The 17263-nt window shown below is 49.8% G+C and carries 13 protein-coding genes and 1 pseudogene; 4 read left to right on the top strand and 10 right to left on the bottom strand.

All coding sequences use genetic code 11. From position 1 onward, the window contains the following. The first annotated feature begins 77 nt into the window (after positions 1–77). Positions 78–1166, top strand: coding sequence for a hemolysin family protein (locus tag BZG78_RS09760; RefSeq protein WP_077646924.1), 1089 nt, complete (start codon positions 78–80; stop codon positions 1164–1166). A gap of 58 nt (positions 1167–1224) precedes the next feature. On the opposite strand, the gene BZG78_RS09755 is transcribed toward BZG78_RS09760, so the two are convergent. Next, positions 1225–1815, bottom strand: a complete 591-nt coding sequence (locus BZG78_RS09755; protein ID WP_077661082.1) for a DUF416 family protein — start codon at positions 1813–1815, stop codon at positions 1225–1227. A gap of 91 nt (positions 1816–1906) precedes the next feature. Here BZG78_RS09755 and BZG78_RS09750 point away from each other — a divergent pair, with 91 nt between their 5' ends. Further along, positions 1907–2812 (top strand): D-2-hydroxyacid dehydrogenase, encoded by a 906-nt coding sequence (locus tag BZG78_RS09750; protein ID WP_077661081.1) that lies wholly within the window; start codon positions 1907–1909, stop codon positions 2810–2812. Next, positions 2813–3427, top strand: coding sequence for a uracil-DNA glycosylase family protein (locus BZG78_RS09745; protein ID WP_077577035.1), 615 nt, complete (start codon positions 2813–2815; stop codon positions 3425–3427). 30 nt (positions 3428–3457) lie between these two features. Here BZG78_RS09745 and hemE read toward each other — a convergent pair whose 3' ends face one another. From hemE to BZG78_RS15495, 3 genes and pseudogenes are all read right to left on the bottom strand, one after another. Continuing rightward, positions 3458–4522 carry a uroporphyrinogen decarboxylase gene (gene hemE / locus BZG78_RS09740; RefSeq protein WP_025744440.1) on the bottom strand — a complete coding sequence of 355 codons (1065 nt, stop codon included), beginning with the start codon at positions 4520–4522 and terminating at the stop codon, positions 3458–3460. Between the two features lie 253 nt (positions 4523–4775). Continuing rightward, positions 4776–5171, bottom strand: a pseudogene (gene nudC, locus BZG78_RS15500) (NAD(+) diphosphatase); the annotation flags it as partial. 1 nt (position 5172) lies between these two features. After that, entirely contained in the window at positions 5173–5547 is a 375-nt protein-coding gene (locus BZG78_RS15495) for a hypothetical protein (protein WP_199877184.1), read from the bottom strand. Positions 5548–5691: 144 nt separating this feature from the next. Here BZG78_RS15495 and BZG78_RS09730 point away from each other — a divergent pair, with 144 nt between their 5' ends. After that, positions 5692–6177 carry an Rsd/AlgQ family anti-sigma factor gene (locus BZG78_RS09730; RefSeq protein WP_025744442.1) on the top strand — a complete coding sequence of 162 codons (486 nt, stop codon included), beginning with the start codon at positions 5692–5694 and terminating at the stop codon, positions 6175–6177. 143 nt (positions 6178–6320) lie between these two features. Here the strand turns inward: BZG78_RS09730 and rpoC are convergent, their stop codons facing one another. The 6 genes from rpoC to rplK form a co-directional block, all read right to left on the bottom strand. Next, positions 6321–10535 (bottom strand): DNA-directed RNA polymerase subunit beta', encoded by a 4215-nt coding sequence (gene rpoC, locus BZG78_RS09725; RefSeq protein ID WP_077661080.1) that lies wholly within the window; start codon positions 10533–10535, stop codon positions 6321–6323. Positions 10536–10618: 83 nt separating this feature from the next. Continuing rightward, positions 10619–14644: a DNA-directed RNA polymerase subunit beta gene (gene rpoB, locus BZG78_RS09720; protein ID WP_077577029.1), complete on the bottom strand. Its 4026-nt coding sequence runs from the start codon at positions 14642–14644 to the stop codon at positions 10619–10621. A gap of 231 nt (positions 14645–14875) precedes the next feature. Beyond that, the gene (rplL, locus tag BZG78_RS09715; protein ID WP_077661079.1) at positions 14876–15244 is read right to left on the bottom strand and encodes a 50S ribosomal protein L7/L12; all 369 of its coding nucleotides are present in this window, start codon (positions 15242–15244) and stop codon (positions 14876–14878) included. A gap of 57 nt (positions 15245–15301) precedes the next feature. Continuing rightward, complete coding sequence (rplJ, locus tag BZG78_RS09710) at positions 15302–15790, bottom strand: 50S ribosomal protein L10 (RefSeq protein ID WP_025744445.1); 489 nt, start codon at positions 15788–15790, stop codon at positions 15302–15304. Positions 15791–16017: 227 nt separating this feature from the next. After that, entirely contained in the window at positions 16018–16722 is a 705-nt protein-coding gene (rplA, locus tag BZG78_RS09705; protein ID WP_025744446.1) for a 50S ribosomal protein L1, read from the bottom strand. A 4-nt stretch (positions 16723–16726) separates the two neighbouring features. After that, complete coding sequence (gene rplK, locus BZG78_RS09700) at positions 16727–17155, bottom strand: 50S ribosomal protein L11 (protein WP_025674743.1); 429 nt, start codon at positions 17153–17155, stop codon at positions 16727–16729. Positions 17156–17263: the final 108 nt, after the last annotated feature.

Genomic DNA, 17263 nt, shown 5'->3' with positions numbered 1-17263 from the left:
TCTCAGTTGAAAGGTTGTAAACGCCCGCCAATGGCCTGATCTTTAGAGTGTTGACTGACTTTTAACTTCGGAAATTTATGCTCATTCTGATCCTTTTTATCTCGCTTTCAATTGGTGTGTCTTTCATATGCTCAGTACTGGAAGCTATTTTGCTGAGCATCACACCGAGCTATATTGCCAATCTAAGAAACCAAGGTCACCCAGCCGCAGAGCGGCTCAACGCGCTTAAAAAAGATATTGATCGGCCACTCGCATCCATTCTGACACTGAATACCATTGCGCATACAGTTGGAGCCGCCGGTGCAGGCGCGCAAGCTGCCCATGTGTTTGGTGATGCTTGGGTCGGGGTATTCTCCGCCGTTCTTACACTGGCGATTCTTCTTTTATCAGAAATCATTCCTAAAACCATTGGCGCCAATTTCTGGCCTCAACTGGCACCCAGTGCCGCCGTCATTCTAAAGTGGATGGTCTGGGCATTAACGCCGTTTGTTTGGCTGTCCGAACAAATCACCAAGCGGCTGAGCGCAGATACCACGCATGTCAAACTGCGTGACGAAATTTCAGCGATGGCAATGCTGGCATCTGAAAGTGGCGAAATGGGCGAAGATGAAACGCAAATGCTCAATAACATGCTTAAATTACGCGATCTTCCTGCCACTCAGCTTATGACGCCACGTCCCGTATTATTTCGTGTTCCCGCCGATATGGATGTTAACACCTTTCTCAAGGAACATGGCGATTGCCCCTTCTCACGTCCTCTTGTCTACGGTGAGCAGCGTGACGATATTTTGGGGTTTGTCCACAAATCCAATATCTATGAAGTCAAAACCGAAGGGGCAGGACAAACACAGTTAGGCAACTTGATGCGTCCACTCGCGGTGATCTTACCCGGTAATACGGTCTTACAAGCATTTGATATTTTAATGATTCGCCGCGCTCAATTGGCGATGATTGTCGACGAATACGGCACGGTACAAGGGATTATCACGCTCGAAGACATTTTTGAGTATCTCACCGGAAGAGAAATCATTGATGAGGCGGACACCGTGACGGACATGCAGCAACTGGCTTATCAGCGCTGGGACGCCTGGAAGAAGCAGCATAATATGATTGAAAGCCAAGACGATGACGAGCCACCGGTACAACGACATACCGATGAGTCATAACTCGAAAAGGCGGCCTAGGCCGCCTTTCTGTTCTTACTAACGTTTTGACAACTCATGCTTACTCAGCACGCAACCCTAGGTTACTCACGCCAGCTTCTCGAAGCTCTTGCCGGATGCCTTTGAGCATCTCCACATCACGACTTTCGGCACTTTTCAGCACACGGAAGATTGCCCACTGGGCATCCCATTCCTCACAAACCGCCTCAAACGCCTTTTGATTGTCATCGGTTACCGTTTCACCGGTTTGTGCTTCTTCAAGCTGGGCAACACTGAGGACCGACTGCTGAGAAACTTTTAATGTAATGGGCAAGATTTCATCACGATCTAACAAAGCGTGAAGAAGCTGAGACAAGGCAATACAGGCATCAATCGCCGGATACGTCAGATAGATGGCATCGTCATCAGCCACAGGGATCAATGGCTCGAGCTTTTCTAATTGGCGCTCAAAGTCAATTTTAGCCGTTTTGACCGTTTGCGATTCCCACACCGCATCGAGAATATTGCGAAACGCTTGCGGGTCGGCAAATTCTGTTTGCGCACAGAAAAGCGCGTAGTTTGGCACCATACGCTCCACCAGCGCAGCCATAAAACTAATATGTTGCCAATTCTCAGATTTTTCCAAACGCAGTTGTAAAGGGTTTCGTAACATAGCTAATTGATCTTTAATAGCGGGAAGGACAAACGTCCTCGGTCAATGAGGGCAGTGTACTCGATTCCCCCCAGCATAAAAAGGAGCCTTTGTGGATAAAGTTTACGTTATCAGCGAGCATGCCGAGACCTATCATCGGTTACTGCATAACGCCACACTACCTGAACTCACCGTCGTGGATCGCCCCGATCAAGCCACTATCTGGCTCGCCGATCCGCCACTGGCGGCACCTCAATTATGCTATGGCGATCAGCTCCGCTGGTTACAATCAACATTCGCCGGTATCGACGCCCTGATCAACGCACCTTATCGACACTATCAATTAACCAATGTGAGAGGCATTTTTGGTGACTTAATGGCCGAATACGTCTTCGGCTATTTGCTCAACGAAACACGACATATTACTCAATATGCAGACCAGCAAGCGCAACGTCTTTGGCAACCGCACGACTACACGTCGTTACGTGGAAAAACACTGGCTATTCTGGGGACGGGCGCCATTGGTCAGCATATTGCCACCGTGGCTCATGCGTTTGGGATGCACGTGCTGGGCACCAACCAAGATGGGCGTGCTGTCGAGGGGTTTGAGCACACCATGACGCTGACTGCGCTGCGTCAGCGGCTAGGCGAGGTCGATGTGTTAGTCAGTACACTGCCCGCAACAACGGAGACGGCCCGATGCGTGAATGCTGATTTTTGGCAATACGCACAAGACCTCTTGTTTATTAATGTCGGTCGCGGCGCAACGGTCGATGAATCTGCGCTCATTAAGGCCCTGGACGAGAAAAAACTGCGCTTGGCCGTATTGGACGTGATGCAACAAGAGCCGTTACCTCAAGCGCATCCTTTTTGGGCGCATCCTCGTGTTTGCATTACCCCACATATTGCTGCCGTTAGTTTTCCCGAACAAGTTTTTGACCTTTTTGCAGACAATTATCGCCGTTGGCATGCCGGTAAGCCGCTGGCTCATCAGGTCGATTTTAACAAAGGGTATTAAATGGTTTTCTCCGATTTAGAGACCGCCTTAGTAACCGCTCGTGAGTGCCACCTATGCCAACACTGGCTGGCGAACGGCCCCCACCCAATTATCCAAGCGAGTACAGATTCTAGAGTGCTGATTATCGGTCAAGCGCCAGGGCGACGGGTGCATGAAAGTGGTCTGCCGTTTAACGACCCTAGTGGCGATCGCCTGCGTGAATGGCTGGGGGTCACACGTGAGCAGTTTTACCAGCCAGATTTATTTGCCATCATGCCCATGGGCTTTTGTTATCCCGGCAAAGGTAAATCGGGCGATCTGCCGCCGGCGCGTATCTGCGCCCCCGTGTGGCACCAGGCAATCAAAGCACATCTCCCTAACGTTGCGGTGACCTTGCTGATTGGTCAATATGCTCAGCAGTACTACTTAGCCAACAAGCCTAAGACACTGACCGAGACCGTCAAGCAATGGCAACAGTGGGCGCCTCATGCCTTTTCGCTGCCTCATCCTTCTCCCAGAAACACACGTTGGCTACGCCGCAATCCGTGGTTTGAAGAGCAGGTAGTGCCCGCAATGCGACACCGAGTTCAGCAGGCTTTACGAGACGCTCCCCGTTGTAAGGGTCGCCTAAAATAAAAAACGCTCGCCGATTGGCGAGCGTGATCGTTAGCGATGATAAGGCTTAGATAATTCATGTACCGCATCAATAAAGACGCCTGCATTCTCAGGTGGGACATCCAAGTGAATGCCATGGCCGAGGTTAAACACATGGCCAGTCCCTTCACCGAAACCTTCCAAAATCGTCGAAACTTCTTGGCGAATGCGCTCAGGGCTGGCATATAACATCGACGGATCCATATTACCTTGTAGAGCAACATTGTCGCCAATCCGTGCTTTGGCATCAGCCATGTTAATGGTCCAATCAAGCCCAACACCATCACACCCGGTCGCGGCAATGCGTTCCAACCACATACCCGCATTTTTAGTAAACAAGGTCACTGGCACGCGGCGCCCGTCATGCTCTCGGATCAGACCGTCGACAATTTTCTGCATATACTGCAAAGAGAAGTCATTATAATCGCGCGGCGTTAGCACGCCACCCCAGGTATCAAAGACCATGACAGATTGCGCACCCGCCTTAATCTGCGCGTTTAGATAACTAATCACACTGTCGGCGAGCTTGTCGAGTAAGGCGTGTAACGTCTGCGGCTCGGCATACATCATCTTTTTGATCTTGGTAAAGGCTTTAGAGGTGCCACCTTCTACCATGTAAGTTGCCAGTGTCCATGGACTGCCAGAGAAGCCAATCAAGGGAACTTCACCCGCCAGTTCTTTGCGGATAGTACGCACCGCATTCATCACGTATTGCAATTCCCCCTCAGGGTCAGGCATACCGATTTTATCGACATCCGCTTTACAGGTGATGGGACGAGAAAACTTGGGGCCTTCTCCCGTTTCAAAGTACAGCCCTAATCCCATTGCATCAGGAATAGTGAGAATATCTGAAAATAAGATAGCGGCATCCAAATCAAAGCGACGCAACGGCTGCATGGTCACTTCACAGGCCAATTCAGCATTTTTACACAACGACAAAAAGTCACCCGCCTGCGCACGTAATTCTCGATATTCAGGAAGGTAGCGACCCGCTTGGCGCATCATCCACACGGGCGTGCAATCTACCGGTTGCTTATAAAGGGCGCGTAAATAACGATCGTTTTTCAATTCGGTCATTGTGTTTAAACCTGTGTGCGAAAAGTGGCCGCCATTGTATCACTGTAAAATGGCAACAAAAGCGAAGCTTTGTTAACAGGATCATAAAACGGCCACCCAAGGACCACGAACGATTGCTGGTGATTTAACCGCATGGTAAAACCATCCTATAACGACAATAGATCTACAAAAGACAATAGATCTACAAAAGACATAGGTCTACAAAAGACAACATGTTCGCATCTTACCCCGGCTCCCCTACGGCCGGGTTTTTTTATGCCTGTGTCAAGGTACAGCTGGCCTCAATCAAGCGTCGAGCAATCGTTCCTGTTGGTGCGACTAACGGTAACTGGTCCATATCAAACCATTGTGCATCGGTGAGCTCCTCATAGTCGGGGTTTAGAAACCCTCCGGCATAATCGGCGAGAAACCCCATCATCACATTAGAAGGAAACGCCCAGGGCTGGCTTTCCATGTAACGAATATTGGTTATCGATAGGCCCGTTTCTTCTTTCACCTCACGCGCCACACATTGCTCGAGCGTTTCGCCAGGCTCAACAAACCCCGCAATCACGGTATACATGCCCGTTTTATGACGAGGGTGCTGAGCAAGCAACAAACGTTTACCATCGCGCACGGCAACAATCACACACGGCGATACGCGTGGATAATCATGACGCTGGCCAGCTTGAGCACCACATCGCTATCGCCTGCACGTTAAATTCCGTACGCTGACCACAGCGACCACAAAATGCTTGCTGATGGTGCATATGATCGAGCTGGACGACCCGCCCGACTAAGGCAAATAAGTCGGCTGACAGATAGGGGAGTAAGTCCCGAAAGCCTGCCATCTCGTCATCGGGAAGCATGGCGTTACAATTAAATATCCCCACCACCGGTGTCTGCTGATAGTCACCGACAGTCACTGTATCACCACCAGCAAACGGCAGCTGCGACAAGGGCATACATGGCAATTGACCACCTGGCAGCCAAAGTTTGCTCTTGCTAACTACACATACATAGACGGCTTTTTGATTCTGAGACATGGTCACCTCCTTAGCCTTGCAGCTACACTTGAATACTGGCAATCTAGTTTCATAACGTGATGCAAAGGATTGAGCAGCCCGTTAATTTTCAGCCGGCCTTATATAGTGCCATTCATTCGCTGATCGATCACGAGGACACCGATCATGCTGAGAAAACTTGAACGTACCAAAGCCCAATGGAGCGGTTACGACGAGGTTATTGATTACTGGCTTGAGTTACGCCGCCAATTATTGGTGGAGTATTACAATGTGGCCGGCGTGGCCGCCAAAAAAAAACAATCGCTGCCAACAAAAGCAGAACTCGATAATTTTTGTGATCATCTTGTCGACTATATTTCGACCGGCCACTTCAAGATCTACAACATGGTCATGGAGCGTTGGCAGTCAACAGGGTTCGCGGCGACGAAAGAGACCGATAACCTTTATTATCGCATCGTTGATACGACAGACCCTCTGTTAGACTTTAATGATAAATTCAGTGCGGTAGACTTGGACGACGAAGATTATGACGCCACCGATTTTGACCAAGATATGTCTGCAATTGGTGAGTGGCTTGAGCAACGTTTTGAGTTGGAAGATACTTTAATTCGATTGATTGCTGACAGTCTGGCTCACCCGCCGGGCGCCTAAAACGCATCACCTAATATCAATAGAAACGCCGCCTCTTGAGATGCGGCGTTTTTTGTGCGCTGAATGAACACAAAAACAAAAGGCATCTCCGAAGAGATGCCTTTTTATTCGACTTAGCTTATCGCGCTAATTATTTCACTCGCTTAGCTATCGTCGTTCAAGCCCGCATTAAGCAACGCCGCTAGGTCTTGTGATGCTTGCTCTGCATCGACCTGAGGAGCGACTGGCTGCTCTGGCTCTGCACGCTTAGCTTGACGGTCTTTGTGATACGCGAAGCCAGTACCGGCTGGGATCAGACGACCCACGATCACGTTTTCTTTCAGACCGCGCAAGTCATCACGCTTACCTGCCACCGCGGCTTCTGTCAGCACACGCGTGGTTTCTTGGAACGAAGCCGCTGAGATAAAGGACTCAGTCGCCAACGATGCTTTGGTAATACCCAAGAGATCACGGCCAAATGTAGCTGGCTGCTTACCTTCGATTTCAAGATCACGGTTAGCAATCATGACACGAGAGTATTCAACCTGCTCGCCTTCCAAGAACTCAGTATCACCTGCAGACTTAATCGTCACCTTACGCAGCATCTGACGAACAATCGTCTCAATGTGCTTATCGTTGATCTTAACGCCTTGCAGACGGTAAACGTCTTGTACTTCGTTGGTAATGTATTCCGCCACCGCATGGATACCACGCAGACGTAGGATGTCGTGTGGTGATTCTGGACCATCTGCGATCACATCACCTTTCTCGACTTTTTCACCTTCGAAGACGTTGAGCTGACGCCACTTGGGAATCATCTCTTCGTACGCTTTACCTTCTTCTGGTGTGATAACCAGACGGCGCTTGCCTTTGGTTTCTTTACCAAAGGACACCGTACCGGTGATCTCTGCCAGAATCGCTGGCTCTTTCGGCTTACGCGCTTCAAACAGGTCAGCAACGCGAGGCAGACCACCGGTGATATCCTTGGTACCGCCGCTTTCTTGCGGGATACGCGCTAGGGTGTCACCAATGCCAACACTCGCACCGTCATCTAGTTGCACGATGGCTTTACCTGGCAAGAAGTATTGAACCGGCATATCAGTACCCGGCACCATCACATCATTACCTTGCGCATCCACCAGCTTCACCGCAGGACGCTTGTCTTTACCGGATGTTGGACGCTCTGAGGCATCCATGACCACGATAGAAGACAGACCCGTTAGCTCGTCAGTTTGACGTTGCATGGTCGCGCCATCAATCATATCCACGAAGCGAAGGCTACCTTCTACCTCAGTGATGATTGGCATGGTGTGTGGGTCCCAGTTAGCGACTACGTCACCGGCTGCCACGGCTTCGCCGTCTTGCTTGCCAAGGATTGCACCATAAGGCACTTTGTAGCTTTCTTTGGTACGGCCAAACTCATCAACAATGGTCATTTCTGTCGCACGCGAGGTAATCACGAGCTTACCGTCGCTGTTGGTAACAGATTTAGCATTGTGCAGGTGCATAGAACCTTTGTTCTTCACCTGGATGTTGTTTTCTGCCGCTGCACGCGATGCTGCACCACCGATGTGGAACGTACGCATGGTCAGCTGTGTACCAGGCTCACCGATAGACTGTGCTGCGATAACACCGACAGACTCACCGTGATTAACCAGGTGACCACGTGCCAGGTCACGACCATAACAGTTGGCACAACAACCAAAGTCGGTTTCACAGGTTACAACAGAACGCACTTTCACTTTATCGACGGAATGATGCTCAAGAATGTCACACCATTTTTCGTCCAACAGCGTGTTGCGTGGTGCCAGGACTTCTTCCGAGCCAGGCTTGAGCACATCTTCTGCCACAACACGGCCTAGAACACGCTCACGCAGGGCTTCTTTAACGTCACCACCTTCGATAACCGCCATCATGTGGATACCGCCTTGGGTGCCACAATCGGTTTCGGTCACAACCACGTCTTGCGCGACATCGACCAGGCGACGCGTCAGATAACCTGAGTTCGCGGTCTTCAGTGCCGTATCCGCCAGACCCTTACGGGCACCGTGCGTTGAAATAAAGTACTGAAGTACGTTCAGACCTTCACGGAAGTTCGCCGTGATTGGCGTTTCGATGATGGAGCCATCCGGCTTCGCCATCAGACCACGCATACCCGCTAGCTGACGGATCTGCGCGGCAGAACCACGTGCACCTGAGTCAGCCATCATGTAGACGCTGTTAAACGATGTTTGCGTTTCTTCTTCGCCATCACGGTTAATCACTGTCTCGGTAGACAGGTTATCCATCATCGCTTTGGCAACTTGTTCGTTCGCGGCCGCCCAGATATCGATCACTTTGTTATAGCGCTCGCCGGCCGTCACTAGGCCTGACTGGAACTGCTCTTGAATTTCCGCGACTTCAGCTTCAGCAGCTTCGATCAAGTCGTACTTCGCTTGTGGGATCACCATGTCGTCGATACCGACAGACGTGCCCGACAGCGCTGAATACGCAAAACCTGTGTACATAATTTGGTCAGCGAAGATAACGGTATCTTTCAGACCCAGCTTGCGGTAGCAGGTGTTTAGCAAGTTAGAAATTTGCTTTTTACCTAATGGCTGGTTCACCAAGTCATACGGCAAGCCGTTAGGAACAATGGTCCACAGCATGGCACGGCCCACGGTGGTATCCACCAAGGACACTTTTTCCGTGCGTGTACCCATCTCATCGATATCGATTTGCTTGATACGTACTTTTACACGGCTGTGCAGTTCAGCATGACCGGTACGGTATACTTTTTCTGCTTCACCTGGACCAGCCAGGTACATGCCTTCGCCTTTGCCGTTGACCTTTTCACGGGTCATATAATAGAGACCCAATACCACGTCCTGCGACGGAACGATGATAGGGTCACCAGACGCTGGCGACAGAATGTTGTTGGTTGACATCATCAACGCACGCGCTTCCAGCTGAGCTTCCAGCGTTAGCGGCACGTGAACAGCCATTTGGTCACCATCGAAGTCAGCGTTATACGCCGCACACACCAACGGGTGCAGCTGGATCGCTTTACCTTCGATAAGCACAGGTTCAAACGCTTGGATACCCAAACGGTGAAGTGTTGGTGCACGGTTAAGCATCACTGGGTGTTCACGGATGACATCATCCAAGATATCCCATACGACCGCTTCTTCGCGCTCAACCATCTTCTTAGCGGCTTTGATAGTAGTCGCTAGACCACGAGTCTCAAGCTTGCCGTAGATAAACGGTTTAAACAGCTCTAGTGCCATTTTCTTTGGCAGGCCACACTGATGCAGACGCAAGTATGGACCCACGGTAATCACCGAACGGCCAGAGTAATCAACACGTTTACCCAGCAGGTTCTGACGGAAACGCCCCTGCTTACCTTTGATCATGTCGGCCAGTGATTTCAGCGGACGCTTGTTCGAGCCGGTAATGGCACGACCACGACGGCCGTTATCCAGCATGGCATCGACAGACTCTTGCAGCATACGCTTTTCGTTACGCACGATGATATCTGGCGCAGCAAGATCAAGTAGACGCTTCAAGCGGTTGTTACGGTTAATCACACGGCGGTACAGGTCGTTGAGATCCGAGGTCGCAAAACGACCACCATCCAACGGGACCAATGGACGCAGATCGGGCGGCAACACAGGCAGCACGGTCAAAATCATCCACTCAGGGTTGTTACCTGATTGTAAGAAGGACTCAACCAGCTTCAAACGCTTGGTGATCTTCTTACGCTTGGTCTCAGAGTTCGTCTCTTCGAGCTGTTCACGCATTTGCTCTGTCTCAACCGACAGATCCATGTTCGCGAGCAGTGCTTTGACTGCTTCTGCGCCCATGCGCGCGTCAAATTCGTCGCCCCACTCTTCAAGTGCGTCTAAATATTGTTCTTCAGACATCATCTGACCGCGCTCTAGGCTGGTCATGCCTGGTTCAATAACAATATACGACTCAAAGTAAAGCACACGTTCGATGTCACGCAGTGGCATGTCCATCAACAAGCCGATGCGCGATGGCAGCGACTTCAGGAACCAAATGTGGGCAACAGGAGAAGCAAGCTCAATGTGACCCATGCGCTCACGGCGCACTTTGGTCTGAGTGACTTCAACGCCACATTTTTCACAAATGACGCCGCGGTGCTTGAGGCGCTTATACTTACCACAAAGACACTCATAGTCTTTGACCGGGCCAAAGATACGTGCACAGAACAAACCGTCACGTTCAGGCTTAAAGGTACGGTAGTTGATGGTTTCTGGCTTTTTCACTTCACCAAACGACCATGAACGAATCATGTCCGGTGAGGCAAGACCGATTTTGATCGAGTCAAATTCTTCGGTCTTATGTTGTGCTTTCAGAAACTTAAGTAAGTCTTTCACAATCGGCTCCTGTGAGGAGTTGACCCATAAAGGCGCTGACAGGCAGCGCCTTCATATTCTTACCGGAGAGAGTAGCTCGAGGCTTACTCGTCTTCCAGCTCGATGTTGATACCCAACGAGCGGATTTCTTTCAGCAATACGTTGAAAGATTCCGGCATGCCCGGCTCCATACGATGGTCGCCATCTACGATGTTTTTATACATCTTAGTACGGCCATTAACGTCATCCGACTTCACGGTGAGCATTTCTTGTAGGGTATAGGCAGCACCGTATGCTTCCAGAGCCCAAACTTCCATCTCACCGAAGCGCTGACCACCGAACTGTGCCTTACCACCCAACGGTTGCTGCGTCACCAAGCTGTAAGAACCGGTTGAACGGGCGTGCATCTTGTCGTCAACCAAGTGGTTCAGTTTCAGCATGTACATGTAACCCACGGTTACCGGACGCTCAAACTTCTCACCAGTGCGGCCATCGTACAGGTCAAGCTGACCAGACTCAGGCAGATCACCCAATTTCAGTAGTTCTTTAACAATTGGTTCAGGCGCACCGTCAAAGACAGGAGACGCTGTCGGCAGACCATCACGCAGGTTTCCGATTAAGGTGCGTACTTCTTCGTCAGTCAGTTGGCTAATGTCCACTTTCTGACGGGTATCACCGAGATCGTAAACCTTCTGCAAGAACTCACGGAATTTCGCTAGTTCTTGCTGCTCTTTGAGCATGCGGTTGATCTTGTCACCAATCCCTTTCGCTGCCAGACCCAAGTGTGTTTCTAGGATCTGACCGATGTTCATACGCGAAGGTACACCCAACGGGTTCAGCACTAAGTCGACGGGTTCACCAGATTCGTCGTAAGGCATATCTTCGATCGGGTTGATCTTCGAGATAACACCTTTGTTACCGTGACGACCAGCCATTTTATCACCTGGCTGGATGCGACGTTTAACCGCAAGGTACACTTTAACGATCTTCAACACGCCTGGCGCAAGGTCATCACCTTGGGTGATCTTGCGACGTTTGGTGTCAAATTTCTTGTCAAAGTCAGCTTTGATTTCGTCGTACTGCTCGGCAAGCTGCTCTAGCTGCGTTTGCTGGGCTTCGTCGTCTAGTGTCTGCGTCAACATGGTCTGACGATCCATGTTGGCTAATTGACTATCAGTGTAACCGGCTTGAGAAAGCAGTGTGCGAACACGTGCCATCAGACCACCTTCAAGGATAGAGAACTCCTCGGTTAGGTCTTTTTTGGCTTCTTTCAGCTGCATTTCTTCGATTTCGAGTGCACGTTTGTCTTTTTCAACGCCATCGCGAGTAAAGACTTGCACATCGATAACCGTACCAGATACACCATTAGGAACACGCAATGATGAATCTTTTACGTCAGAGGCTTTTTCGCCAAAGATTGCTCGTAGTAGCTTCTCCTCTGGCGTCAGTTGTGTTTCGCCTTTTGGCGTCACTTTACCGACCATGATATCGCCGCCTTTGACTTCGGCCCCGATATACACAACCCCAGATTCATCCAGCTTAGACAGTGCCGCTTCACCCACGTTTGGAATATCCGCGGTAATTTCTTCACTGCCCAGCTTGGTATCACGCGCCACACAAGAAAGCTCTTGAATGTGAATAGTGGTTAAACGATCTTCCTGAGCCACACGCTCAGAAATAAGGATGGAATCCTCAAAGTTATAACCATTCCACGGCATAAACGCGATGCGCATGTTCTGGCCGAGTGCCAGCTCACCCAAATCGGTTGATGGTCCATCAGCCAAGACGTCACCTTTGGCGACTTCATGGCCTGGCATCACAGTTGGACGCTGATTAATACAGGTGTTCTGGTTTGAACGTGTGTATTTCACCAAGCTGTAGATATCGATACCCGCTTCGCCTGATACCAGCTCATCTTCATTCACTTTCACCACGATACGTGATGCGTCGACCGACTGAATGGTACCACCGCGTTTCGCTACCGCTGTCACACCCGAGTCAACCGCCACATTACGCTCGATACCTGTTCCCACGAGCGGCTTTTGCGCGCGCAGTGTCGGCACCGCCTGACGTTGCATGTTCGCGCCCATCAAGGCACGGTTAGCATCATCATGCTCAAGGAACGGGATCAGTGAGGCTGCCACCGATACGACCTGGTTGGTCGCAACGTCCATGTACTGGACATGATCACGTGGGTGCAAGCCTGACTCACCGGTTTCACGCGCGGTGATCAGTTCATCAGTGAAGGAGCCATCTTCGTTCAACGCAGCGTTCGCCTGCGCAATCACGTAGTGACCTTCTTCGATCGCTGACAAATAATCAATTTGATCGGTCACTTTACCGTCAACGACTTTACGGTAAGGTGTTTCTAGGAAGCCGTAGCCATTACAACGTGCAAAGGCAGACAGTGAGTTAATCAGACCGATGTTCGGTCCTTCCGGTGTTTCAATCGGACACAGACGACCGTAGTGGGTGGCATGAACGTCACGCACTTCGAAACCTGCACGCTCACGCGTCAGACCGCCTGGACCCAATGCAGAAATACGACGTTTGTGCGTCACTTCTGACAACGGGTTATTTTGGTCCATAAACTGTGACAGCTGTGAAGAGCCAAAGAACTCTTTAACTGCCGCAGAGATAGGCTTAGCGTTAATTAGGTCTTGTGGCATCACACTGTCGAGATCGCCCAAGCTCAAACGCTCTTTTACTGCACGCTCTACACGTACTAGACCTACACGGAACTGGTTTTCTGCCATTTCGCCCACAGAGCGAATACGGCGGTTACCCAGGTGATCAATGTCATCAACTTCACCAATACCATTTCGGATATGGATGAGTTTACGCATCACCTCGATAATGTCTTCTTTGCTCAGAACGCCTGGGCCAGTCAGATCATCACGACCCAGAGAGCTGTTAAACTTCATACGACCCACAGATGATAGGTCGTAGCGATCGTCTGAGAAGAACAGACTTTCGAACAGTTGCTCTGCCGCTTCACGCGTTGGTGGCTCACCAGGACGCATCATGCGGTAAATTTCAACTAACGCCGTCAAGCGATCCGTTGTATTGTCGATACGCAGGGTATCTGACATGTACGGGCCGTGATCCAGGTCATTAGTGAACAGGGTTTCGATACGTTTGTGACCTGCTTGCGACAACTGCGCCAGTGTCTCCAGACTTAACTCTTGGTTAGCCGAGACAATCACTTCGCCAGTTTCCTGGTTGATATATTCACGTGCAGAAATCTTGCCCGCAATATACTCCACCGGCACTTCGATGTGATCAACGTTATCTTTCGTCAACTGACGGATATGACGCGCGGTAATTCGACGGCCTTGCTCAACGTAAACTTTACCGTCGGCTTCAATGTCGAAATTTGCCGTTTCGCCACGTAGACGATCAGGCACCAACTCCATCACCAGAGATTTGCCCTTCACTTCGAAAACGACTTTTTCGAAGAATAGATCCAAGATCTCTTCAGTTGTGTATTCCAGCGCACGCAGAATAATAGAAGCCGGCAGCTTACGACGACGATCGATACGAACGTATACGATATCCTTAGGATCAAATTCGAAATCCAACCATGAACCACGGTATGGGATCACGCGTGCGTTATATAGCACTTTTCCTGAGGAGTGGGTTTTACCCTTATCGCTGTCGAAAAAGACGCCCGGACTACGGTGCAGCTGGGATACGATAACCCTCTCAGTACCATTGATGACAAAGGTACCATTTTCAGTCATGAGCGGAATTTCGCCCATATAGACTTCTTGTTCTTTGATGTCTTTTACGGTACCAGCCGGGGCTTCCTTATCAAACATCACCAAGCGCAGTTTCACGCGCAGTGGGGCCGAATAGGTTACGCCACGAATTTGGCATTCTTTGACATCGAAAACTGGCTCACCGAGACGATAGCTAACGTATTGCAGCTCGGAATTGCCGTTGTAGCTCTGAATTGGAAAAACAGAGCGAAAGGCAGCTTCAAGACCGTATTGCCCTTCTGGATCCTGCTCGATAAAGTTCTTAAAAGATTCAAGCTGGATCGACAGCAAGTATGGCACGTCCAGAACTTGAGGACGCTTACCAAAATCCTTACGGATACGCTTTTTCTCGGTATAAGAGTAAACCATAGGGTTCCTCAGCTCGCTGATAAGTGACCCAAACTGTCCGATAAAACAAGGACAGTGACTAAACAACCACCGTTTAGTGTAGGAAAATCAAAGCGCGTGCTTTGATCTTTTTTGCATGGTCAGCAGTGATAAAACGGGGTGGAAATTTCACTACTGCCCTACAGCGCAAAAAGGCCGGTGGCTTTCTAGCCACCAGCCAATGCCCTTTCAGGCTAGGAAATTAAGTATAAATTACTTAACTTCAACAGAAGCACCAGCTTCTTCTAGCTGAGCTTTAAGCGCTTCAGCTTCTTCTTTCTCAACACCTTCTTTCAGAGGTGCTGGCGCGCCGTCAACAAGCGCTTTCGCTTCTTTCAGGCCTAGACCAGTTGCGCCACGTACCGCTTTGATTACTGATACTTTGTTCGCACCAGCTTCTTTCAGGATAACGTCAAATTCGGTTTGCTCTTCAGCCGCTGCGCCTTCGGCAGCACCACCAGCAACAACTGCTGCTGCAGCTGATACGCCGAATTTTTCTTCCATAGCTTCGATAAGCTCAACAACTTGCATTACAGACATGTCTGCAATTGCGTCTAGGATTTGCTCGTTAGTGATAGACATAACAATTCTCTTTAAAGTCAACAATAAAAGGATTAAGCAACCAGATTAAGCGGGCAATTAGGCCGCGTCTTTTTGGTCGCGAACAGCGGCGATAGTACGAACCAGCTTGCCGGCAGAAGCTTCTTTCAAGCCCATCATTAGGCGTGCAATTGCTTCGTCGTACGTTGGCAGTGTCGCCAATACCTCTGGGTCAGTGATCACGCCTTCGAATGCAGCAGATTTAACCTCAAACTCGTTGTTTTCTTTAGCGAAGTCTTTAAAAAGACGCGCAGCAGCACCTGGGTGCTCGTTAGAAAACGCAATCAGAGTTGGGCCAACAAAAGTGTCTTTCAGACACTCGTAGTCTGTGCCTTCAACTGCACGGCGAGCCAGTGTATTACGAACAACTTTCATGAAAACGCCCGCTTCACGCGCTTGTTTACGTAGAGAAGTCATCGCATCCACGGTTACACCGCGAGAATCAGCAACTACTGCAGACAGGGCACCACTGGCAGCTTCGTTGACTTCAGCAACAATTGCTTTTTTGTCTTGAAGGTTTAAAGCCATTTGGATTTGCTCCTGGATTGTTTAACACCACTCCCCACATAGCGTAGAGAGAGCTTTTACGGTGCAGATCCAAGAAAGACGAAAATCTATCATGTTCTGGCACCGTCTACGTAGGAGAGATTAAGTTCGCTATGAACACCTACGGTCTTGGACGAAGTTTGCCGCAGCAAACTCAGCCATAAAATTGCCAAGCGAGAGAGTATAAACTACTCGCTCGCTTGTCGCAATTAGTTAACGCTTGCGTCCAAAGAGTTCTGGTCTAATGAAACACCAGCACCCATAGTGGTCGACAGGCTAACTTTCTTAATGAAAGTACCTTTTGCTGAAGTTGGCTTCGCCTTCTTCAGTGCAACCAACAGCGCTTCAAGGTTCTCTTTTAGGCTGTCAGCGTCAAAGTCTACTTTACCGATAGTAGTATGAACGATACCGTTCTTATCGTTACGATAACGAACCTGACCTGCTTTCGCGTTCTTAACCGCTTCAGCAACGTTAGGAGTTACAGTACCTACTTTCGGGTTTGGCATCAGGCCGCGTGGACCTAGGATAGTACCTAGCTGGCCAACAACGCGCATTGCGTCTGGTGAAGCGACGACAACGTCAAAGTTCATTTCGCCTTTCTTCACTTGCTCAGCAAGATCTTCCATACCCACGATATCTGCACCCGCTTCTTTCGCAGCGTCTGCATTCGCACCTTGGGTGAATACTGCAACACGGATATCACGGCCAGTACCGTTCGGCAGTACAGTTGCACCACGAACGTTTTGGTCTGATTTACGTGCATCGATGCCAAGGTTGACAGAAACATCAACGCTTTCAACAAATTTTGCAGTCGCCAGTTCCTTAAGTAGAGCAACGGCTTCGTTGATGTCGTACTCTTTGGTCACATCAACTTTTTCGCGGATTACGCGCATGCGCTTAGTCATTTTAGCCATTGTCTTAACCCTCTACGTTCAGGCCCATTGAACGGGCAGTACCCGCAATGGAGCGTTTCATCGCTTCGACGTCCGCACCCGTCATGTCTGCCGCTTTGGTTTCTGCGATCTCTTGGATCTGAGCGTCAGTAACGGTACCCACTTTTTCAGTGTTCGGACGACCTGAACCAGACTTAACACCGGCTGCTTTCTTAAGCAGAATCGCCGCTGGTGGGGTCTTGGTTACGAAGGTGAAAGAACGGTCACTATATACAGTGATAACAACAGGAGTTGGTAGACCTTTCTCGATAGATTCAGTCTTCGCGTTAAACGCTTTACAGAACTCCATGATGTTCACACCGTGTTGACCTAGAGCAGGACCAACCGGTGGCGATGGGTTAGCTGCACCCGCTGCAACCTGCAGCTTGATGTAAGCTTGTACTTTCTTAGCCATTATTCAATTACCTAATTTTGGGTACTAACGTCTATCTTGCGACAGACTTCCCGTTTAACAAAAGGGCGCGGAATTATAGTCAAATTTCGCGCCCTTGCCAACCGTTAG

It is taken from the genome of Salinivibrio sp. MA351 (assembly GCF_001996065.1).
Taxonomy (GTDB): domain Bacteria; phylum Pseudomonadota; class Gammaproteobacteria; order Enterobacterales; family Vibrionaceae; genus Salinivibrio; species Salinivibrio costicola.
This window is presented reverse-complemented; position numbering and strand designations above follow the sequence as displayed.